The following is a 22600-nucleotide window of genomic DNA, read 5'->3' on the forward strand; positions in this document are numbered from 1 at the left end:
GGCAGATACCGCTATGCCAATATCGGTGATCGCCGGTCGTTCAGGGTTTCCGAACCTGGCCAACTTCAACCGGCAGTTCAAGGTGACGAAACAGATGACCCCCGTCGACTATAGGCGGCAGTTTTCGGGGAAGAAGAACGATGCTTCACCATCGCTCACAGAGCGATCGCCTTCTCTTGACTCGAAGCAAATAGCGACGAAACGACCACGCAGCGCTCCTACGTAACTGCACGAAAACAAGGGAGATAGCACGTGCCCCTGCGTTCAGGCGTCCCATCCTGTCGGTGAATCGGTGGGTGCTTAAATCAAAAGCATGTCATAAAGCCGTAGTCAGGTTTACATACTGAGTGTGCGTTAAATAATGCGGCTCCGGCACGCCTTCCGGAAATACCGTCTCGCTGACCCCCTGTTCAACAACTCTGTATGCACGCCAAGGCAGTATCAACTTGGTCGTCCGTTTCCTTTATTCGACAGATTACGGCGGATGTTCGGCCATTGCCGCCGTTGACGTGTCGGCCGCTGCAGGGCAGCTCTCACGCGCACGGCCGCCGTTCGCGCCATCGTTGGTTCGACAGTCAGATTTCGCTGCGAGCGAACGAGTACTTGCGACCCGAAGAGACAGTCAGATCTTCTGCAAGCGGACACTCGGCGCATGTTCATTGGCGCAGTCGCCCGCCATCCACACGAAGGATTCTTTGTTCGCGATCATGCCATGCCGGTAGCTTTAGTCAGCATCTCGCCGAGCCGTATGGAGACTGGGTCTTCCGCTGGACGCCCTTCGAGAAAGCGATCCAACTCTCGACGCGCGCCATCAGCGTTGCCTGTCCTCGCGAGCACAAACGCGAGCGCGATCGGATGCTGGACATAGTTGTAAAAACCCAAGCCTCCGCTCGACAGATAGCTTCGCAGCCATTCGAATGCCCCGACGACGTCCTCGACCGAATTGACCCGTCGCCAAAATTCGTCTGCCCGTGCGATCGCAGCTTCCACAATCGGCGCCGATTTCTGAGCGACGACCCGTTCTCCACAAATAAGGCTCACGTCTAAGTCCTTGTCGCGTGCATCGACAACGAGGTCAAAGATCGCCGTTCTGTTGGTCCGGTGCCAGCGAACAGAACTGCCCGACACATGCGGGACAAAGTCAAAGGACAGGCCCCATCGAGGAGCGATGACGCCGCCTTTCCATGCGGGAAATGCAAATATCTGGCGGATGGGTGACCCGTCGTGTCGCACCCACTTCAGAGGCGCTACTGTCTCGAACCCCCGCGCGTTCAAAGCCGCATCGACCACGGGAGACATCACGCGATGCGCTGCCTCCAAGGTGACCATGTTGAACGCTTCGCCGTTTTTAGAATCCTTCCGAACGTGCGCTATCCACTTGCTGATGCTCATCGTCGCAACACCATTGTCAGGCTTGGAAGGCCGCCGCCATCAGTCTATTTGACGGGGCGTAGCCGTGGTTTGGGCTTGCATTGTCGACGATTCAGGTCGCGCTGTCGACTGACCGCTCATGGCCGATATGACCTATTCGCTTTTGAACCGGGCAGCACTTCTCCCGTCTCTGTGGTGCGCGGTTGATTGCATGGCCACTGGCGCGTTTGCTATTGCTGCAATTGGGGCTGGTGCCGCCGGCATTGCTGCTCATCAGTGTCTCGTAGTACAGCCTGCTGGCGCGGCACCCGTCACCGTTATGTTTTTCAGCGGCAATCAACAAAGATCTTTTTGACGATTCGTCCGCGCGGCGCAATCAGCACGGTAACCGCTAGAATTGCGGTTTTAGCCCGGAATACGTCCATGTCTTTTGCCTCGCTTGGCCTGATCGATGCCTTGTTGCGTAATGTGCAGGACCTCAATTACCAGACCCCTACTCCGGTGCAGGCCAAGGCGATTCCTGCCGTGCTCAGTGGCAAGGACGTCATGGCTGCGGCACAGACCGGCACTGGTAAAACGGCGGGCTTTGCGCTGCCGCTGTTGCAACGGCTGGTGCAACACGGCCCAGCGGTGTCCAGCAACCGCGCGCGTGTTCTGGTGTTGGTGCCCACGCGTGAACTGGCTGAACAGGTGCTGCAAAGCTTTATCGCTTACGGCAAAGGCCTCGACTTACGATTTCTGGCCGCCTACGGCGGTGTCAGTATCAACCCGCAGATGATGAAGTTGCGCAAAGGCATGGATGTGCTTGTTGCCACGCCAGGCCGTTTGCTGGATCTCAATCGCCAGAACGCAGTGCAGTTTGATCAGGTACAGACGCTGGTGCTGGATGAAGCCGACCGCATGCTGGATCTGGGCTTTGCGCGCGAACTCAACGCCGTCTTCGCGGCGTTGCCCGCCCGGCGCCAGACCCTGCTGTTCTCTGCCACGTTTACCGATGATATCCGCGCCATGGCAGCGGGCATTCTGCGCGGCCCGGTCGATATCAGCGTCAGCCCGCCCAATGCAGCGGCCAGCAAGATCAAGCAGTGGGTGGTGCCGGTCGATAAAAGGAACAAGCCTGAGCTCTTCATGCAGCTCGTGGCCGAGAACAACTGGGAGCACGCGCTGGTGTTCGTCAAAACCCGCAGTGGTGTGGATTACCTGGCGGCCATGCTCGATGATGCGGGCTATGCAGTCGACACCATCCACGGCGACAAACCGCAGCCCGCGCGCCTGCGTGCGCTCGAGCGCTTCAAGACGGGCGAAGTCAATATGCTGGTAGCCACCGATGTCGCAGCACGCGGCCTCGATATCGACGACCTGCCGCTGGTGATCAACGTCGATCTGCCGATCGTGGCGCAAGACTATGTGCACCGGATTGGCCGTACCGGCCGCGCGGGCGCCAGCGGCGTGGCTGTATCCCTTGTGTGTGCCGATGAAGCGCCGCAACTGGCCGCGATTGAAGCGCTGATCGGGCAAACGCTGCCCCGTGAAGAAGAGCCGGGTTTTGAAGCCGAACACCGCGTGCCGCAAACCAGTGTGACGGGGCAGATCGTCAAGAAACTCAAGAAGCCCAAGAAGCCCAAGAAGCCCAAGAAGCCCAAAGTGCCGCAAGCTGCGACGGGCGCCAAGCAGTTGCCGGGAAAAAAAACACGCCAGCAAAGTGTCGAAAACAATCGCAAGCCTGGGGCGCAGCGTGCTGTGGTCGCGGGTAATGACACAAGCTTGTCGAGCGGTAGCCCATTCAGCGTGCAAAAGCCTCGCAGCAAACCCGCCAGCAAGCCAGCCGCAGGCTCACATCACTCGTCTGGGAATCCCGGTAGTGGCCGCGGCAAACGCCAAACCTGATTCGCGGGGATGAGTATCGTCAGCCCTGGAACAGGCCGGCGGTTTGAACTTCTGTGCCGAACAGACTTTGAAATTGTACGTAGCGAGCGTCCGTTTGAACTCTTTTCTGGCGAATGTGCCCGCTTCTAACGTTCCCTGCCTTTCCGAAACCGTCACCGCTGCCATTCGCCCGGACGGTGCTTTGGTTGGCGGCTCTGTGGCGCATTACGGCCGCTGGTCACACCACCGTCTACGTCAGCTACGATTGCCCCAATTTGCACGACTAGTACGATGACCCCGTAGTGCGGGCGACGCCCGGGGTCCGGGCCAACCATCGCGCGACGCACGTCGCGTAGGTCGGGCTTCTGGCGTTTGCGTCTGTGGATTGGCTGGCCGGCCGCATGGGGCCGTTATCCGTCGAAGATAGTGCCGACCTAACCGATGTTGATGCCGCGAGCGAGCGCGTTAATGGGGACGCGTGCCTGTTGGTGGACCACTGCGCCAGTGCCGCTCACTGCCGCATTCAAGCCTGGCGATAATAAATGTTCTGCGGATGCCGAGCCTCTGCAAAAAAGAACCACCGCTCCGCGACGAGTCCTGCGTACTGAATCGCAGACGCAGCGCACAGCAGAGCGAACGACACGCCGATCGAACGGACGCTGCCACCGAACGCAACAAGACAGAACGGCACGACAAACGCGGCAACGATGAAAGTCCACTTGATACGCATGAGCGTTTCATGCGTCTTGCCGTGAAAGAACTCGCGCAGATTGAACGCGCCTGCCGTGAAGCCACGCGACTTCTGCTCGACGCGCGCGCCGCGAATGCCGGTTGCACTTTGCAACGTCGATTTGGGTCTGAGCCGCGCATTGCGAGCCAGCGAAGCACTTCGCGACACGAGGCCCGCCAGAGTCAGCACGCACGCTGCGACAGCAAGCGCCGGCATGAGCGTCGTTGCGAGCACTGCCGCGCACGCGGATGCGAGCGTGAAGCCTGACGCGCAGCCTAGCAATACGAAATTAACGAGCGTCAGCGGCGTCGCCCACTCCTGCAAGAACCGCAGACACGCGTAGATCATTCCCGTGCAGACGAACAACGCTGCACTGGCGACCGCTGCGATAACGCCGACCTCGAACGTATGCGCCGACCCGAACGCATGCGCGACGCCATAAGCGAACGTGCAAGCCAGGAACGCCGGCAGCGCCAGGCATTCGCGCGAGAGCCACGACGTGCGCCACATCGCAATCGCACGCCATGCGCGCTCGGGATGGCCGAGGTGGAAGAACGACGCGAGCAAGCCCAACGCGCCGAGCAGACACGACAACGCCGCGCCGATCACATAGAACATCGGCGGCACTGCGGCGGCATCGACAAAGCCGAGCCGCGTGGCTGCCTCGACGCCGACGAGCGCAATCAGCAGGCCCTGCCCTGCGCCGCTCAGCGTCGTGAGAAACACCACTGAAAAAGCCGGATTCATGCACGTCTCCCGTCACGGGTTTTGAATGTTTGCGGACTCAAACCCGCGTCGCAAATGAAGCGAGATGAAGCTCGCCGTGTTGCGCCTGAGGTTCCGAAGTCTCGCCTTCTTCGTCCTTGCCGCACGAACACGAACCGCTCCCACACGACGTCACCTTCTGACGCGGCAGATAATGATTCGAAGGCCGCGTGCCCCACTCCGGCATCAGTTGATAGCCGCCGCGTTCCCGGATCGCCTTCGATACAACCGAGTCAGGATCATGGATGTCGCCGAAGAGCCGCGCCGACGTCGGACACGCAAGCACGCATGCGGGCTTGCGATCCCGCTCCGGCAGCGCTTCGTTATGGATGCGGTCCGAACATAGCGTGCACTTGGTCATCTCCTTGCGCTTTTCGTCGATCTCGCGCGCGCCATAGGGACACGCCCACGCGCAGTACTTGCAGCCGATACAGCGGTCGTAATCGACCAGCACGAGGCCGTCTTCCTTGCGCTTGTAGCTGGCCCCCGTCGGACAGACGGGCACGCACGGCGGATCTTCGCAGTGCAGACACGACTTCGGAAAATGAATCGTGTCGGTGAGTGGAAACTCGCCTGCTTCGTAGGTCTGCACGCGGTTGAAAAACGTGCCGGACGGATCGGCGTCATAGGGATGAAAATCCGCGAGGCTCCCCGCCTCGCCGGATGTGTTCCATTCCTTGCAACTCGTCACGCACGCGTGGCAGCCCACGCAGACGTTCAGGTCGATCACGAGCGCCATCTGTGTCATACGGTGCTCCTCGCTTTAATCAACGTTGTACCGTTTTACGCAGCCGTGCAGCGAACTCGCCGCGCCCCGCAAAATACGTCTGCACGATGCGATCAATCGTGCCGCTCATACGCGCCCCGACCACGCCCGGCATCACGGCTGGCATCGGTGCGAATTGCGGCAGCGTGTGATCCGCGTCGCTTTCCGCCGGATAGATGCGCACGCGCACGTCATACCATGCGGCCTGGCCGGTCACGGGATCGGAGTTCGACGTGCGCGCGTAACCCGGATCGTTGACGGGAATTTCATCCGTAATCACGTGATTCAGCAGGAAGCCGCGCTGCGATTCGTTTGCGTCCGGGCCGAGGTTCCATGCGCCCGCCGACTTGCCGATCGCGTTCCACGTCCACACCGTCCCCGGCTCGACAGCCTCGCTATAGCGCGCAAGACACCGGACCTTGCCCCATTGCGATTCGACGTAAATCCAGCCGCCGTCCTCGATACCTTGCGCAGCCGCCATGCGCGGATTCATATACAGATAGTTCTCGCCGTGAATCTGGCGCAGCCATGCGTTCTGCGAATCCCACGAGTGATACATCGCCATCGGCCGCTGCGTGACGGCCGCAAGCGGAAAGCGCGCATGATCGGTCGTGTCGTGCTCGAGCGGCGCATGCCAGTGCGGCAGCGGATCGAAATACTGCTCGATGCGCGCGCGCAGATGGTCGGGCGGTTGCCGCCCTTTCGTCTTGCCTTGCGCGGCAAGCCTGAATTTTTGCATCACGTCCGAATAGAGCGCGATCACGATCGGCGTATTGAACTTGCGAAAGCCTTTCTCGACCGCAAAGTCGAGATACGGTCCGTTGCAATTGCGCATGTACTGCAGATGCTCGGGCAGTGTGTAGTGATAGACGCAGTTGTGCTTCGCGTACTCTTCCCACTGCTTCGGATTCGGCTCGCCGACGAGCGCGTCCTCGCCGTCCTTGCCGCGCCAGCCGATCAGGAAGCCGACACCCGAACCCGGCGCTGTCTGATGATTGACGATGAAGTCCGGATAGTCGCGATACCTGGGCGTGCCTTCGGGCGTCGTAAAGGCAGGAAACTTCAGCCGGCTCGCCAGTTCGACGAGCACTTCCTGAAACGGTTTGCATTCGCCCGTCCGCGGCACGACGGGCACGCGCACAGAATCGACGGGGCCGTCGAACTCGGAGATGGGGCGATCGAGCATCGACATCGCGTCGTGGCGTTCGAGGTACGTCGTGTCGGGCAGAATCAGATCCGCGAAGGCGGTCATCTCCGACTGGAACGCGTCGCACACCACGATGAACGGTATCTTGTAGTCGCCGTTCTCATGACGGTCCGCCAGCATCTTGCGGACTTCGACAGTGTTCATCGACGAATTCCATGCCATGTTGGCCATGAAGATCAGCAGCGTGTCGATCGGATAGGGATCGCCGCGCCACGCGTTCGTGATGACGCTGTGCATCAGGCCATGTACCGCGAGCGGGTACTCCCACGAGAACGCCTTGTCGATGCGTACGGGTTCGCCGTTGTCGTGAATGAACAGGTCTTCGGGACCAGCGGGCCAACCGAGCGGGCCGTTCGCAAGCGGCGTGTTCGGCCTCACATCGTCGGGACTGTTCGGCGGTTTCGCCGACGGCGGCACGGCGCGTGGATACGGCGACTTGTGCCGGAAGCCGCCCGGCCTGTCGATGGTGCCGAGCAGCGACATCAGCACCGCGAGCGCACGGATCGTCTGAAAGCCGTTCGAATGGCCGGCAAGGCCGCGCATCGCATGGAAGGCGATCGGCGCGCCTGTCACGGTGTCGTACGTCTTGCCCCACGCGTCCGTCCATTGAATCGGCAGCGTGATCTTCTGGTCACGAGCTACATCTGCCATTTCGGTCGCGAGCCGGCGAATCGTATCGGCAGGAATGCCGGTGATCTCCGCTGCCCATTCCGGCGTGCAGTTCGCCACCTGTTCGCGCAGCAGCGCAAACGACGGAGCGACAGGCGTGCCGTCTTTCAGCGTATAGCGGCCTTCCAGCGCAGGCCGCACGTCCGGCGTGTGATGCAGCACTTCCCTCTGACTGACAGGGTCCCACCACATATGGTTCTGCGGAAACAGCGCGTTGCACGCCTGCGCATCTCCGTCGCAGACGAACATACCGAACGTGTCGCAGTCTTCGCGCATATCGAGCAGTTCGCCCGCATTCGTGAAGCGCTCGACGAACTCGCGGTCATACGCATTGCCTTCAATCAGTTCCCGCATCAGCGCCATGAAAAGCGCGCCGTCCGTGCCGGGTCGAATGGGGACCCATTCGTCGGCAATCGCCGCATAACCCGTGCGCACCGGATTGATCGCGATGAAGCGCCCACCCGCGCGCTTGAACTTCGAAATCGCGATCTTCAGCGGATTCGAATGGTGGTCCTCGGCGGTGCCGATCATGAAGAAGAGTTTCGCGCGGTCGAGATCGGGTCCGCCGAATTCCCAGAACGAGCCGCCCATCGTATAGATCATGCCCGCGGCCATGTTCACCGAGCAGAAGCCGCCGTGCGCCGCGTAGTTGGGCGTGCCGAACTGCTTCGCGAACAGACCCGTCAACGCCTGCATCTGGTCGCGCCCCGTGAAGAGTGCGAACTTTTTCGGGTCGGTGGCGCGCAGATGCGCGAGACGTTTTTCGAGTACGTCGAATGCGACGTCCCATGAGACGGGCTCGAACTGCGCGGTGCCGCGCAATGCATCGGGCTTGCGCATCAAGGGTTGCGTAAGGCGCGCGGGCGAGTACTGCTTCATGATGCCCGACGAGCCTTTCGCGCAAATCACGCCCTGGTTGAGCGGATGCTCCGGGTTGCCGTCGATATAGCGCACTTCGCCATCGCGCAGATGTACGCGAATACCGCACCGACAGGCGCACATGTAACAGGTCGTCGTCTTGACTTCCAGCTTCTCGTTTTGCGTGCGGACTTTATGCTCCATTTTTCTCTCTCGAATCGCGTGACGGCGATGCTGCAAAGGCAGGCTCAAGCGACATCTGGCGAAGTGCCGCTTGCGGAATTCCCAGCTTCTCCATGCTAAGAGGTCATTCAACAAAAGAAAAATCGGCAATTTGTATTCGAATCATCACGTCAGCCGATAGTCAAACGATGTTCGCGCATCGTCGATGCTTTGGTCGATCAAGCGTCTTGAAGGCGTGCGGGGCCGTGTACAAACAGTCTCTTGCCAGATGATTACCCGATGCGGCCTGACAGGTTGCCCTGCGGTATCCGAATGACCCGCAGGCAGCATTTCGACCAGCTGCTAAGGCTTTGTTCGCTTCACGGTGGGCGCAGCAACGCCTTCGATCATGATATTCACGCAAGCGGGCAAGCTCGAATCATGTGCTTCATTGGCAGCCGTCGGTACTTCATCGGCGCGAGTAACGAGTTTGCCAAAGCCGCCGAAAGCCACGGTGACGTTGTCGTATCGGGTGGGCAAGAGTTCGCAACCGATCAATCTTTCGCGGCCGTAATTGCGCAACTGGATCTGATACTCGGCGTTCCAGCGTGCGTCGTTGCCGACAACGGCGACGAACGGTAGCCGGTAGCGGACGGCGGTGTCCATCTCGGCCGCGTAAAAGCCGAAGGTGCCGTCGCCCATTACTGCAACGACGGGAACGTCCGGGTAAGCAACGCGTGCTGCCAGGGCAAACGGCAGTGCCGCGCCGATTGCACCCGCCACGCCATTGATCACTCGATTGGGCGCGCGCAAACAGGCTTGCGCCCATTGCCCTATCTCTCCACCGTCGGAAATAAGAACTGAATTCGGATGGCTGTCCAGTAGCGACTGAAAAGGCGCAAGCGCCTGAACGGGATGCATGCGTCCTTCGATCGACGATGACGCTGATGCCCAGCTCTCGGGCCGGTATGAGACGGCGCTCTCGACATCCTGCGTCCATCCGCTGTCGGCAACACTACGCGCGATTCCCGACGAGGCGAACGCATCGAGCGCAGAAAACGCATCCGCGACGGCCGTACCGATCAGGCGTTCTCCTACCGCGCGCCGCGTGCGCGCGAGTTCTTCGGGCTCCGCGTCGATTTGCAGGAAGGTGCAGTGTTCGTCGAACGCGGGCGTCTTGCCGAAGTTCAGCGTGAAATCGAGCCGCTTGCCAAGCAGCATCACCCGGTCTGCGCGAGCGAGGATTTCCGCAAAGGCGCCAAGGCTCGGATCATTGATGCCACGTGGGCTTTCCATGCCGATCACGGGCACGCCCAGAACCGCTGCGACTTTCGCCGTGCGCTCGCGCCCTGCCTTGGTCGAACAGGACGGGCCGGCCAGAATCAACGGACGACGCGCATCCAGAAGGCTCGCCAACAACGTCCTTCCCCGCGAAACATCGAGCGGCTGTGCGATTGCATTGAAGGACGCGTCATCGATATCAGCGGGCAGACGAGCGGCGCTCTCCAGCACGTCGGTCGGCAGGCTCAGGTGGACGGGCCCCGGCCGCCCACTTCGGGCGACCCTGATCGCTTGCGCCAGATCGTCTGCGAGCGCGTCGGGGTGCTGGGCAGTCGCCGCCAACTTGACCAATGGGGCCGTCATGTCGGCCTGACGTATTTCCTGAAATGCCCCCATGCCCAGTTGACTGTTTGGCGCGTGACCCGAGAGGAGAAGCACAGACGACTCCGCCATTTGAGCCGTGTACAGCGCGGACACCGCATTTGCGTGGCCCGGCCCTCCCGTCACCAGCGCCACGCCCAGCCTGCCGGTGAGGCGGGAATATGCATCGGCCATATGCACAGCGGCAGCTTCGTGCCGCGTGTGAAACAGTTCGATATCCGCGTCGAGGCACGCATCGAAGATGGGCATGATGTGATTGCCTGACAGCGTGAAGATGTGCCTCACACCTGCTTTCGCCAACACTCTCACCAACGAATCAGCCCCGCGGCATGCAGTCTTCATTCCCCTATCTCCAGAGTGAACATGGTTTGTTGGCGTTCCAGTATCAAGGTCTCGCAGCGCAATAAAAAGAAAAACATTCTTGCCGTCAGCTAAAGGATCGCTTGCGCACGCATCGTGCGAGCCCAAGGCGTTGCCCTCCCAAGGCTCTCCCCTCGCAACGGCCCCATGTTTTCCCTGATGGCATTTCAGGCAGTGACGAATTACATTTCTAACTCATCTATATGACGTGAATGAGTGATCGCACTACACGGTCACTTGCATGCCGTTAGCCGCACACGTTCATACGCCCGCAGTTGTCCGCCGCTGTCCGGTGGCTCGCGCGTGTCCCGTTTCTTCGTCTGGTCAACAAATCATCCCTCGGGATGCGGAGGTGTCCAATTGGGAGCGAAACCAGCCTTCAGCAAGGACTACTACGGCGGCGCGCTGATGATCGTCATCGGACTAAGCGCCGTGTATGCCGGCACGACTTACCAGGTCGGCACGCTGACGAGCATGGGCGCGGGCTTTTTCCCCGTAGCAATCGGCGCGCTGCTGGCGCTCGTCGGGGTCCTGATCGCCATCCAGGCGAAAGACTTGCCGGCTCCTGACCCGCATCCGGGCAATCATTCGAGACTGCCCGATCTGCGCGGCAGCGTCTGCATCATCGGCGGCACGGTTGCCTTTGTCGTGCTCGGAAAACACGGCGGCTTGCTGCCCGCCACGTTCGCCATCGTATTCATCTCCGCTCTTGGCGACCGCTCCAACACGTTGCTTCGAGCTGTCTCGCTGTCGGTCACGATGTGTGTGATCGCCCTCGTTGTTTTCTCGTGGGCTCTGAAGCTGCAATTGCCACCACTCGCCTGGGGATAGTGAAAAATGATCGGACAATCGCTACACGATCTGCTTTATGGCTTCTCGGTTGCCTTGCAGGGAAGCAATCTGATGTGGTCGTTCTTCGGCGTGCTGGTAGGCAACATGGTCGGCGTGCTGCCCGGCATGGGCGCGCTGTCTGCAATTTCCATTCTGCTTCCCCTCACGTACGTCATGCATCCTGTGCCGGCCATCCTCATGCTCGCCGGCATATTCTATGGATCACAATACGGCGGGGCGATTGGCGCCATTCTGCTCAACCTGCCGTCCCACCCGCCGCACGCGATAACCTGTCTCGACGGCTATCCAATGGCGAAAGCGGGCAAAGGCGGGACAGCCCTCGGCATCACGATGTTGAGTTCCTTCTTCGCGGCATCGGCGGGTATCCTGTTGATGATCTTCGCGTCCCCTCTGCTCACGACGATCGCCTTCAAGTTCGGCCCCGCCGAGATCTTCTCGGTCATGCTGCTCGGCCTGCTTGCCGGTTCGACGATGTCCCGTGGCTCCGCGCTCAAGGGCGTCGCCATGACGCTTTTTGGCTTGCTGTGCGGCATGGTCGGAACGGACGTGAATACCGGTTCGTTCCGCTTCACGTTCGGATTGACCGACCTGAACGACGGACTCGAACTCGTCGCAATAGCGATGGGCCTGTTCGGCATCGCGGACTTTCTGTGCAACGTCAACCGGATGGGCGTCTCGTCCAATGCGATGAAGGTGCGCTTTCGCGATATGCGGCCGAGTCGCGATGAACTGAAGGCGACGTTCTGGCCCATGACGCGCGGAACGGCAGTCGGCGCCCTGTTCGGAGCCATGCCGGGAACGGGGCCGACGATCACCACTTTTGTTGCCTATGCGCTCGAACGAAAGCTGTCGAGGAATCCGCAGAAGTTCGGAACGGGCATGATTGCCGGGGTCGCAGCGCCCGAAGCATCGTCCCATTCGAAGACGCAGGTCGATTTCATCCCGACCATGAGTCTCGGCATACCCGGCGACCCCGTGATGGCCCTGATCCTCGGTGCGCTGATCATTCAGGGCATTACGCCGGGACCGCAACTGATTTCCGAGCACCCGGACATCTTCTGGGGATTGATAGCGAGTTTCTGGATCGGGAACATTCTGCTCGTGCTGCTCAACGTACCGATGATCGGCATCTGGATCAAGCTGTTGCGGCTGCCTTACCGGTATCTGTTCCCTTCGGCGATGTTCTTTATCGCGGTTGGCGTCTTCAGCACCCAGAACAGTCTTTTTCAGGTGTGGGAAGTACTCGCCTTTGGGGTGCTGGGAACCGTCTTCGGTTACTTCGGCTTCTCCGTAGCGCCGATTCTTCTCGGTTTCGTCCTCGGCCCCATGATCGAGGAGAACTTCCGGCGTGCGCTCCTGATATCGCACGGCAAGCTTTCCATCTTTATCGAACGGCCGATCAGTTGTGGTTTTCTGATTACGTCCGCGCTGCTTGTTCTGCTCGTGATCTACTCCACGCAAAGAAATCGGGTGCGTGAGGCAAGACGCGGAGAGGCGCTGGAACTCGGAACGAATAGCGCCGGGGGCGAATGAATTCTGACCACGCCCGCGGCTGATTTCGCCGCGGTTGCCGCCGCGAGGGTTTTCCTCGCGGCGTTTTTATGTCCGCGGCATTTGCCGGGCGCCGTGTAATCGTACTTGCTTGGGGTTTGCGCGGCGTGCGAAATGGTGCCGCTCAGGCATTGGCGCTACGTTCGACTGGGCGTTCGACTACGAGGCGCAGAAGCGAAAAATCCGACGAAGCGGCCATCAACTCGATAAGCCGCACCGCCGGATTTCGTCGTCCAACAAAGCGATAAAACAGGTGAGACCTTAGTTCGCGGCAATGTTGCGCGAACTGATTATTTTTTGCCATTTCGCCGATTCGGTGGCGATCCGGCTTTGAAGCTGTTGCGGTGTATCCCCGACGGGGTCCATGCCGAGCACCGCCAGTCGCTGGCGCACATCAGGGTCTGCGAGAACCTTAACGGTGTCTTTCTGGATCTTGCTTACGACATCGGGCGGCGTACCGGCCGGCGCCACGAGTGCAAACCAGCCTGTCACGTTGAATCCCGGCACCCCTGCCTCGCTGACAGTCGGCACATCGGGCCACGCACTCGAGCGATGGTCGCCCGTCACCGCGAGCACCTTCACCGTCTTGCCCTTGATAAAGGGCATCGCCGCAGCGATGTTGGGCAGCACCACCTGCACGCGATCGGCCATCAGGTCGTTCAGTGCAAGGACCTCGCCCTTGTACGGCACGTGAACCATCGGAATGCCTGTCGCATCCGCGAACGCCTCATCGGCCATATGCACCTGGCTGCCGATGCCCGCCGAGCCGAAATTCAGCTTGGGATGATGCGTCTTACCGAACGTGATCAATTCCTTGAGATTCGAAACGGGCATGGTCGGCGCAACGGCGACGACCATCGGATTGCTCGCGACAGTCGTGATGCAACTGAAGTCCTTGATCGAATACGGAAGCTGCTTGTAGATGTACTGGTTCACGGTGAACATGCTGCCCGATGCAAGCATCAGCGTGTAGCCGTCGGGAGACGACTTCGCTTCGACCTGAGCGGCGATCATGCCGCCCGCACCCGGCCGGTTGTCGACCACCACGGATTGCTTCCACAGCGTTCCGAGCCGCTGCCCGATCGTGCGAGCCAGCACATCGGTCGATCCTCCTGCTGAAAACGGCACGATGATCCGGACGGGCTGACCGGGGTACGCGTCTTCCGCGTGAGCTATTGAGGGTATCTGAAAAGCAAACGATAGCGACGCAACGAGCAGCAGGCGCCGCCCTATTCCGCGAACGGGATTTTTCGGCATTGCATTGTCTCCTTCGATGTAAGTTGTGTATGCCGCCATCGCGCGACCGGACAGCGGCGCCGTGAACTTCGTCACGCTTCGTTGCTTTGCCGCGGTTAATTTCTCAACCAGTTTCACTCTCGCAAAGAATGGTCTCTCCGGGACGCACGCGAGCGAACGTTACCTGTTCCTGCCTGATCTGAATCTCGCCGTTCGAGCGGCGGATCGTCGTATATGCGGACATGTCCAGGTCGCCGGCGTCGGGGAAATCCTCGCGAAAATGCGCGCCGCGAGAGTTCTCGCGGGAAATTGCCGACTCTGTGATGATCTGGCTGACGGAAATCAGGTTCTTCAGATTGAGCCAATCGTGCCACTGCGCATTGAATGCACGGTCGCCATCCACGACGCCCGTGAGCATCAGTTCACTGTACAGTTCGCGCAACGTCTCGCTCGCTCTCATCAGGCCTGCACGATCGCGAATGATGCCGACATCCTTCCACATGCATTCATAGAGCGACTCGCGGATCTTCTCCAGCCCGTTTCCGTTACGCGAGAATGGCTGTTCTGCATCTTTGATCGCGGCGTCGATAGCTGACCGGTCAGGCTCCCTGTACTGGGCTTGCGCCTTCACCCACTTCGCCATGCTGTCGCCGGCAATTCCGCCGAACACGGTCGAATTCGCGACGCCATTCCCACCCAGACGATTTGCGCCATGTACGCCGCCCGTATCCTCGCCAGCGGCGAACAAGCCGTTCAGTTCAGTACGGCAGTCAGGCTCGAAGGTCACGCCGCCCATCATGTAGTGCGCCGTCGGCACGACTTCCACGAGTCCGCCCGCAAGGTCGAAACCGCAATCCGCGCAACGCTCGACCATGCCCTTGAACTGCTTGCGAACCTTGTCCGGACCGAGGTGATTCATCTGGATATACACGCCGCCGTTTGGCGACGTATGCCCGGCGCGCATCTCCGAATAGATGCCGCGCGAAACGATGTCGCGGGTGGCGCGCTCTCCACGGCTGTCGTACTGATGCATGAAGCGCTCTTTTGCGCCGTTGAGCAGATATCCGCCCGCGCCGCGCAAGCCTTCTTCGAGCACCGTCCCCGTCATGCGTGTGTGGCTGCCTGCCAGCAGTCCCGTCGGGTGGAATTGCACCATCTCCATGTCCCGCAGCGCGAGGCCGGCCCGCAACGCCATCGCGAGGCCATCGCAACTCTTGTCGCCCGATGGCGTATGGAATTTGTACATCGTAGGACCACCGCCCGTCGCCAGCAGAACGGCTCGCGCCTGCACGAAGACGAATTTCCCCGTGCGCATGTCGATCATCAGCACGCCGGCAATGTTCTTGCCATCGGGCGTCTTGATCAGCTCGATCGCGCGATGTTCTTCGAGCCTGCCGATACCCCGGCTCCAGACCTGTTCGGCGAGCCGGTTGATGATCTCGATCCCCGTCAGATCGCCCTTATGGACAGTCCGGTCGAAGGTCTGCCCCGCGAACGCTTTCTGGTGTATCGAGCCATCCGGGTTGCGGTCAAAAAAGCACCCTAGCTCATTTTCAAGTTCGCGCACACGTTCGACGGCCGTGCTGACCAGTGTCCACGCAAGGTCCTGATTGCACAGCCATTTGCTGCCCTCGATGGTGTCCATGAAGTGACGTTCGACTGAATCGCCAGGCGCGAGTGCGACGTTATAACCACCTTGCACCATGCGCGTACATCCGCACTTGCCGAGCAGTCCCTTCACCGCGACAGTGATCGAAAGCTCGGGCGCATTTTGATGTGCATGCAGCGCGGCAAACAGGCCCGCGCCGCCGGACCCGAGAATCAGGATGTCAGTCTTGACGCGATCGATGTTCATGTTGTCTGCACTCCAAGGCGCGCGAGCACTTCCGCACGACGACGCGCGGTGTCCGCCTTCACTTCGTCGTACAGGCTGTTGCCGTGGCTATCCATTGCCACGAGCAACGGGCCGAAGTTGTTGATGCGGAATCGCCAGAGCGACTCGGGATTGAGGTCGTCGAGATCCACGGCTTCGATCCGCTCGATCCACGTGGTCTCCAGCGCCGCCGTGCCGCCGATGATGGCCAGATAGACACCGCCCAAGTCACGGAAGGCCGCTTGCGAACTTTCACGCAAGCCGCCCTTACCGACGATCATGCGCACGCCGTACTGCTGCATCAGTGGACGCGTAAAGCGCTCCATGCGGTCGGACGTCGTCGTGCCGATGCAGACCGGCTCATAACCCGCAGGAAACGCGTCGCTCACAGGCACCTTTCGGACGTTGGGCGCCGTGTGAATGACGGCGTGTCCGCGAAGATCGAAGCGGGTCGTGCGCCCCTTGTCGAAAAGATGAATCTGCGTTGCGTCCCGGATGCCGTAAAGCGTTTGATGCAGCGTCACGGTGTCGTCAACTTGCAGCTTGCGGATTTGCGCCTCGTCGACGGGCGTGTAGAGGTCGTAGTGGGCCATTTTCAGAATCCGTAAGTGAGTCCATCGGAAGAGAACCTGGCTTTTGCGCGCCGCGCCGAATGACACTGCATGTTGACCGCAATGGGATTCATCGTGATGTGCGTGGACGCGAGTTCGATGTGCACGGCAAAGGCGGTGCCATCGCCTCCCAAGCCTTGCGGTCCGATACCCAGTCTGTTCACCGCGGCGGACAATTCCCTCTCGAGCGCCGCGCCCTCTGGATCGTCGCAGGAAGTGCCCAAAGCCCGTGTCGCCGCGCGTTTGGCCAGCGCAATGGAAAGGTCGGACGTGCCGCCGAGACCCACGCCGACAATCGTTGGCGGACAGGTTTTTCCCCCCGCCGAAATGACGCAGTCGACCACGAACGTCTTGATTGCATCGATTCCTTCGGCGGGCACGGCCATCTTCAGAAATGAGTTGTTTTCCGAACCGCTGCCCTTCGGCACCATTTCGACGACGACTGTCTCATCACCGCCCGTGAAGTCGATATGAATGACGGGGACCTCGATGCCGCACGACGTGTGGTTATTCTTGCGTGTGAGCGGATGCACCACCGACGAGCGCAGCGGATGCTCCTTCGTCGCGCGTTCACAGCCCTTGCGAATCGCGGCCTTCAGCGCGTATCCATCGAACTCGACGTTGCGCCCGATTGCAACGTTGTAGATCGGAATGCCCGTGTCCTGGCACAACAGGTTTTCGTTATCTTCCGCCACCGCGATGTTCGTGCGCATCGTGTCTAGCACTCGCCGCGCGACAGTCGATGTTTCCGCCGCCGACAGCTTCTCGATACCCGCTTTCACGTCGGGCGGAAGCAGTTTGAGCGCGCGAATATAGAGTTCTTTGGAGGCTTCCTCGACTGCACCCAGGTCCAGTTTCATATCGTCACATCCAGTTCGATTGATTGTGGGGATTGCGCAGGCGCTAATGCACGAGCGCCAGCAGGAACGCAAGACCCGTACAGGTACTCGCCCCGAGCCCTAGCGCGAGCCAGTTCTTCCTCAGACCCGTCCACGGCAGGAACTCGATCAGCAACAGGCGGATTCCCCCCATGAGGTGCAGCGACAACAGCACGACGAGCCCCCATTCGCCAAACTTGAAGACAGGCTGGTCCGTGTACCTGAGAAAGCCGTCGAGCGACGCTTCTCCGTTGATCGCGTGCCCGAGCGCCCAGAAGTGAACGGGCAGAAAGAGCGCGAGCCCCAGGCCCGAGAGCCGATGCACAAGAAAAGCCCAGTAAGCGGGGTGAGTACGCGCCCGATAGTCATTCTTTCGCATCACAAGACGACTCCATAAACTGCGCGTAGCCCCATTACCGCCAGGCCAGCGGAGATTGCGACACTCGCAGCCCAAGCGGAACGGCCTCTCCAGTTCAGCCACTCTTCCGCGATCCGAAGCAAACCGATAGGGACATGTATCGCGCACGAGATCACGAACGCGGTATAAAAGAGTCCGAAGAAAATACTCCCATGCGTGCGGCCGAGCAGCGCGGACGCAGTCAATCCGCTATGCACCGCATAGATAATCACGGCGAGATGAACGAATACGCAGCAGGCAAGCACGGTTGCGCTCAGACGTTGCCAGTACCAGAGGCGTGCCTGGGTTCTCAGCGTCATCGCATGCATCACAGATCCCCCTCGCGCGCCGCCTTCATCGTCATGCGCTTCAGGCCCGCGATGCCTGCTGTCGGCGACAGATGTTTGGGGCAGCGTTCAGTACAGGTGCCTTGCGTGTGGCACGAGTGACAGCCGGCGTCGCCGGCTACGGCGCGCAAGCGTTCGATCTTTTGTACGTCGCGTTCGTCGTTGACAAGCGTCCATGCACGATTGAGGGCAGCCGGGCCCAGATACTCGGGGCGCCACGTGACCACGTCGCAGGACGAGTAGCACACGCCGCAACCGATACATTCGATGCCCGCGTCCGCTTCCTTTCTCTGCGCGCTATCCGGGCGCACAGGCGCAAAGTCTTCGTGACGCGTGTGGTCGCCGGCGAAGCGCCCTTTGGCACGGCTCCACTTGTCGAAGAAAGTGCTCATGTCGGTAACGAGATCTTTGATCACTGGCAGATTCGACAGCGGTGCGATTTCGAGCTCGTTATTGATAGCCACTTTCGAGACGTGGGTGCGGCATGTCCAGCGCGCCTTCCCGTTGACATTCATCGCGCAGGAGCCGCACATGCCTACCCGACAGGCAAAACGGTAGGCCAGATCGGGCTGCATCTGGCGCTGGATGAATGTCACGACGTCCAGTACCGTTTGACTCTCGTAACGTGGCACTTGGTAGCCGACCAACCCTCCGCTGGTTCCGCTTCTCGATACCTTGACGTGAAGCTTGTCCGTATTCATGGCGTGTCTCTTGAATATAGGTGGCGCAATCCAAAAGGTTGCGTGCATCCATTATTGAGTAAGCCATCGCCAGGAAAAACCGAATAATTATCGGCTTGAGCTAAAGGATTTCTACACCTCGCTCGGAACACGGCGCAGTTTCAGCGTGTGCGCGAGACGGGCATTGTCACGTTCCTTTTCGAGGCCGGAAATAACCAGTGTCGCGACGGCATTGCCGATCATGTTGGTGACGGCCCGGATCTCCGAAATGAAGCGGTCGACGCCGAGGATCAGCGCAGCACCCTCGATCGGAATGTGTTTGAACGCGGTAAGCGTGGCCAGAAGCGTGACGAACCCTGCACCGGAGACACCCGCCGCGCCTTTCGAGCTGATCATGGAAAGAACCATGAGGGCGATCTGCTCGCCCCACGACATCGGTACGTTGTAAGCCTGTGCGATGAACATCGCGCAGATGACCTGCGCCACGCATGTGCCGTCGAGGTTGAACGAGTAGCCCATCGGCATGACGATCCCGACGACCTGCTTGGGACAACCCATCGCCTCCAGCTTTCGGATCAATTGCGGAAACACCGATTCAGACGAGGTAGTAGCCAGAACCAGCAGGATTTCGCCCTTCAGATGATTCAGCAGTCTGAGCAACCTGAACCCGCTCATTCTGCAAATCGTTCCAAGCACGACGACGAGAAAGAAGAATGTCGCCACATACACGGTAATGAGCAGCATGCCGAGTGAATGCAGTGCCGACAGGCCGTACTTTCCGACTGCAAAGCCCATCGCGCCCAACGCGCCCAGCGGAGCGAGCTTCATGATGAAGCCGACGATCTTGAAGAGTACTTCGGATATGCCGTCGAAAAACATCAGCAGCGGCTTGCCCTTCTCCCCGAGGTACGACAGACCCACGGCAAATAGACACGCAATGACGACGATCTGCAGCATGTCACCCGACGAGAACGGACTCAGAAAGCTGGACGGGATAATGTTGAGAAGAAAGCCGACGAGTCCTTCTTCGTGATGCATCACGGTCTGGAACTGCGCCAACGCATGAACGTCCGCTGCGCCTGGTTCGAGATTCATGCCGACGCCGGGCCCGATCAGATTCACCATCAACATGCCGACCAGCAGTGCAAGCGTCGTAACCACTTCGAAATAGATGAAGGTCTTTCCGCCGATGCGCCCCAATGTCTTCATATCGCCGATCTGCGAAGCGCCGCATACGATGGTGGTGAAGATCAGCGGCGGCGTGATCATCTTCACAAGCCTGATGAACGCATCGGATAAGGGCTTCAGGGACTGGCCAAAGGCGGGGAAGAAATGTCCTATTGCGACACCGATCACGATGGCGATCAGGACCTGGAAATAGATGTGCTTGGTGAGTCGACGCAACATGGTGTCTCCTTGGTCTCATCGATCCCGCTATAGCAAGGCGTCGATGAGCGACATGCCAGTCTGGCGTGAGCTGGCATTCCAACCAGTTGTGGCGCCGTCCCAAGGCTCGTCTCTTGCGGGCGAATTGCCTTGGGCCGGCTCGTGCGTTGATGCTGAAAATGGGGCTTGTGCGAGGGCGCGATAACCGCGATAACGTCAGGCGCTTTCGAACCGGCGCGTGAGCGTGAACGCGCGCTCCTTTGCCGAAGCCGCGACGATGTCCCTGCAGTGGGCGTCCCGCTTCGCGCCCGCTTTGAAGTCCTTCCCTAAGGCGACACCAGCAGTCTCACTACATTCGTGCAATACCGCGTCACTCATTTGTATTCCTCGTTCAAAATGACTAGAACAACATCGACATACTCCCCGCAGATTTCTTAAGTCAGTATGAATTGGCAAAAAGCACATTCATGAAAAAATCGAATAGATTCCGGACGCGGATCGCACGATCAGACTGAGCGCTGCGATGATCAATACAATCCACAACAGCATCAGCACACTGCCCGTCGAAATCGCATTGCGCAATCTTGCGCCGATCACGAGCCCCACCGCGCCGCACGGCAGCAGCCATCCTGCGAGGTGCAATACCGCCGGGTTGCGATACAGACCCGACATGCTGAAAAGCAGCAATCGAGCAATGGCCGTCAGGGTAATGAGCGTACTAATCGTCGCGCGCCGTTGATCGGCATCGCTCAGGCGGCCTGCCAGATAAATCGTGTACACCGGCCCGCCCGTACCGAATACCGCCGTCAGGCAACCACCCAAAAAACCCAGCGGAAGCGCCCACCCGCCGCCGATCCTTCGAAATTCCCCGCGTGACATCACCCGCCAAAGCGAATAACACAACAGGCACACGCCAAGAATGAGTTCAAGCGGCTTTTCCGGCACGGACACGAGAACCGTCACGCCGAGTACCAGCCCGATGCACAGCCAGGGTCCAAGCCGGCCAAGCTCCCGAGCCTGGACAGCATTCAGATTGCGCAGGCCGACGAGCATCCCCGCAACCAGGTCGAGTACCAGCATCACGGGCGTGGCAGTGCGCAGAGGAACCAGCTGGGTCAACATCGGAATGGCGACGATCGAAGAACCGAAACCCGTCATGCCGTACACCAGATAGGCCAACGTGACGATTCCACCCGCTGCGAACATCGAGGTGATATCGATTCCTGTATTGGCGAGTTCCATTTGCGCATGCAGCCAGGCAATCATCGGGAAAGGGCCTCGTCCGTACCAGTCCGTATTGCAGGGAATTGAGTTGTGACGCGATGCCGACCTCAGGCCACGTCATGCGGCACGTACTGCCCCAAGTATTATGCTTTCGGCTTCAATAAAGAAAAACGCAGTAATGGTTTTCCTGAGACCAAATAAAACTTTATGTCCGTATCATGTGATGATCGGATCAGCACTCAGCAGCGCACCCAGAGCAATGCCATCCATCCGTACCCTGAAAATCTTCCTGTCGGTCGCGCGGTGCGGAACGTTTGCAGCCGCGGGAAACCAGGTTGGCCTTACGCCAGCCGCGATCGGACTCCAGATTCGCGCGCTCGAAAGCGACCTCGACGTCCAGCTGTTCGACCGTAATGCGCGGGCGGCGGTACTCAACCCTGTCGGCCGCGCATTGATCCCCGAGATCGAAGAGATCGTGCGCCGCTATGAATTGCTCGAAGCGTCCGCAGGCGGTGGCGAGATGTCGGGAACGGTGGTCGTCGGCGCGCTCGTGTCCGCGTTGATGGGTGCGTTTGCGGACGCGTTGTGGTCGATACGTCAACATCATCCTCGCCTGGATGTGCATCTGCTCGCGGGCATGTCCAGCGATTTCGCGCGCAAAGTCGAGGTCGGCGAACTGGATGCCGCCGTCGTCACGCAGTCGCCGCGGCAACTGCCGTCCAGCCTTCTGTGGACGCCGCTCTACTCGGAGCCGATGATCCTGATCATGCCGAGTGCCCCGCACTTCGAACTGCCTCGCGAGCAAAATGAAATTCTGCGCCAGGCGCCCTTCATGCGCTTCGATCGCAGCACGTGGACCGGGCATCTCGTGCAGGACGTGCTGGATCGATGCGAAGTACAGGTCAACGAAGCCATGGAACTCAATTCCGTCGAAGCCATCGTGGCGCTCGTGCGTCAGGGCTTCGGCATTTCGATCGTCCCGGAACTTGCGAACGTCGACTTTGCCAACGACAAGGCACTCACGGTGATGACGCTGGACGGCGTCGACGTTCGTCGCCATGTGGGTCTCCTCGAACGCGTCAAGCACGGGCGGATGGCCTTTACGGAAGCAATCAAAAACTACTTCGCCGGAGCATAGGCATCGGCATA

20 protein-coding genes are annotated in these 22600 nt (G+C 59.9%); 6 read left to right on the forward strand and 14 right to left on the reverse strand.

Annotation, left to right across the window (positions count from 1 at the left end; genetic code table 11):
- Positions 1-226, forward strand: a 226-nt coding sequence (locus H3V53_RS07285; RefSeq protein WP_336597381.1) for a helix-turn-helix domain-containing protein, incomplete at its 5' end; no start/stop codon positions are given.
- Between the two features lie 479 nt (positions 227-705).
- Here the strand turns inward: H3V53_RS07285 and H3V53_RS07290 are convergent.
- Positions 706-1392 (reverse strand): hypothetical protein, encoded by a 687-nt coding sequence (locus tag H3V53_RS07290; RefSeq protein ID WP_336597382.1) that lies wholly within the window; start codon positions 1390-1392, stop codon positions 706-708.
- Positions 1393-1510: 118 nt separating this feature from the next.
- Between H3V53_RS07290 and H3V53_RS07295 the strand changes: the two genes are divergently transcribed.
- Positions 1511-1726, forward strand: a complete 216-nt coding sequence (locus H3V53_RS07295; protein WP_336597383.1) for a hypothetical protein — start codon at positions 1511-1513, stop codon at positions 1724-1726.
- Positions 1727-1794: 68 nt separating this feature from the next.
- Complete coding sequence (locus H3V53_RS07300; RefSeq protein ID WP_336597384.1) at positions 1795-3258, forward strand: DEAD/DEAH box helicase; 1464 nt, start codon at positions 1795-1797, stop codon at positions 3256-3258.
- A 502-nt stretch (positions 3259-3760) separates the two neighbouring features.
- On the opposite strand, the gene H3V53_RS07305 is transcribed toward H3V53_RS07300, so the two are convergent.
- From H3V53_RS07305 to H3V53_RS07320, 4 genes are all read right to left on the reverse strand, one after another.
- Positions 3761-4714 carry a dimethyl sulfoxide reductase anchor subunit family protein gene (locus H3V53_RS07305; protein ID WP_336597385.1) on the reverse strand — a complete coding sequence of 318 codons (954 nt, stop codon included), beginning with the start codon at positions 4712-4714 and terminating at the stop codon, positions 3761-3763.
- 37 nt (positions 4715-4751) lie between these two features.
- A complete protein-coding gene (locus tag H3V53_RS07310) occupies positions 4752-5480 on the reverse strand; it encodes a 4Fe-4S dicluster domain-containing protein (RefSeq protein ID WP_336597386.1) in 729 nt (242 codons plus the stop codon).
- Positions 5481-5499: 19 nt separating this feature from the next.
- A complete protein-coding gene (locus H3V53_RS07315; protein ID WP_336597387.1) occupies positions 5500-8436 on the reverse strand; it encodes a molybdopterin oxidoreductase family protein in 2937 nt (978 codons plus the stop codon).
- Between the two features lie 321 nt (positions 8437-8757).
- Entirely contained in the window at positions 8758-10398 is a 1641-nt protein-coding gene (locus H3V53_RS07320; protein ID WP_336597388.1) for a thiamine pyrophosphate-binding protein, read from the reverse strand.
- A gap of 426 nt (positions 10399-10824) precedes the next feature.
- On the opposite strand from H3V53_RS07320, the gene H3V53_RS07325 reads away from it, so the two are divergent.
- A complete protein-coding gene (locus H3V53_RS07325) occupies positions 10825-11247 on the forward strand; it encodes a tripartite tricarboxylate transporter TctB family protein (protein ID WP_336597508.1) in 423 nt (140 codons plus the stop codon).
- A gap of 6 nt (positions 11248-11253) precedes the next feature.
- Positions 11254-12801, forward strand: coding sequence for a tripartite tricarboxylate transporter permease (locus H3V53_RS07330; RefSeq protein WP_336597389.1), 1548 nt, complete (start codon positions 11254-11256; stop codon positions 12799-12801).
- Positions 12802-13080: 279 nt separating this feature from the next.
- On the opposite strand, the gene H3V53_RS07335 is transcribed toward H3V53_RS07330, so the two are convergent.
- The 9 genes from H3V53_RS07335 to H3V53_RS07375 form a co-directional block, all read right to left on the reverse strand.
- On the reverse strand, positions 13081-14076 hold the full coding sequence (locus tag H3V53_RS07335) for a tripartite tricarboxylate transporter substrate-binding protein (RefSeq protein ID WP_054923378.1): 996 nt from the start codon (positions 14074-14076) through the stop codon (positions 13081-13083).
- Positions 14077-14179: 103 nt separating this feature from the next.
- On the reverse strand, positions 14180-15910 hold the full coding sequence (locus H3V53_RS07340) for an L-aspartate oxidase (RefSeq protein WP_336597390.1): 1731 nt from the start codon (positions 15908-15910) through the stop codon (positions 14180-14182).
- Entirely contained in the window at positions 15907-16521 is a 615-nt protein-coding gene (locus H3V53_RS07345; protein ID WP_336597391.1) for a fumarate hydratase C-terminal domain-containing protein, read from the reverse strand. The genes H3V53_RS07340 and H3V53_RS07345 overlap by 4 nt, the downstream gene beginning before the upstream one ends.
- Before the next feature lie 2 nt (positions 16522-16523).
- Positions 16524-17399 carry a fumarate hydratase gene (locus H3V53_RS07350; protein WP_336597392.1) on the reverse strand — a complete coding sequence of 292 codons (876 nt, stop codon included), beginning with the start codon at positions 17397-17399 and terminating at the stop codon, positions 16524-16526.
- Between the two features lie 43 nt (positions 17400-17442).
- Positions 17443-17796 carry a succinate dehydrogenase, cytochrome b556 subunit gene (gene sdhC / locus H3V53_RS07355; RefSeq protein ID WP_336597509.1) on the reverse strand — a complete coding sequence of 118 codons (354 nt, stop codon included), beginning with the start codon at positions 17794-17796 and terminating at the stop codon, positions 17443-17445.
- A gap of 346 nt (positions 17797-18142) precedes the next feature.
- Complete coding sequence (locus H3V53_RS07360; RefSeq protein WP_336597393.1) at positions 18143-18862, reverse strand: succinate dehydrogenase/fumarate reductase iron-sulfur subunit; 720 nt, start codon at positions 18860-18862, stop codon at positions 18143-18145.
- A gap of 111 nt (positions 18863-18973) precedes the next feature.
- Positions 18974-20248 carry a C4-dicarboxylate transporter DctA gene (dctA, locus tag H3V53_RS07365; RefSeq protein WP_336597394.1) on the reverse strand — a complete coding sequence of 425 codons (1275 nt, stop codon included), beginning with the start codon at positions 20246-20248 and terminating at the stop codon, positions 18974-18976.
- 195 nt (positions 20249-20443) lie between these two features.
- On the reverse strand, positions 20444-20605 hold the full coding sequence (locus tag H3V53_RS07370; RefSeq protein ID WP_336597395.1) for a hypothetical protein: 162 nt from the start codon (positions 20603-20605) through the stop codon (positions 20444-20446).
- An 87-nt stretch (positions 20606-20692) separates the two neighbouring features.
- On the reverse strand, positions 20693-21493 hold the full coding sequence (locus H3V53_RS07375; RefSeq protein WP_336597396.1) for a sulfite exporter TauE/SafE family protein: 801 nt from the start codon (positions 21491-21493) through the stop codon (positions 20693-20695).
- A 217-nt stretch (positions 21494-21710) separates the two neighbouring features.
- Here H3V53_RS07375 and H3V53_RS07380 point away from each other — a divergent pair, with 217 nt between their 5' ends.
- Positions 21711-22589 carry a LysR substrate-binding domain-containing protein gene (locus H3V53_RS07380; RefSeq protein WP_054923373.1) on the forward strand — a complete coding sequence of 293 codons (879 nt, stop codon included), beginning with the start codon at positions 21711-21713 and terminating at the stop codon, positions 22587-22589.
- Positions 22590-22600 lie beyond the last annotated feature (11 nt).

The sequence above is a fragment of the Paraburkholderia bengalensis genome (assembly GCF_037126505.1).
Classification (GTDB): Bacteria; Pseudomonadota; Gammaproteobacteria; order Burkholderiales; family Burkholderiaceae; genus Paraburkholderia; species Paraburkholderia bengalensis.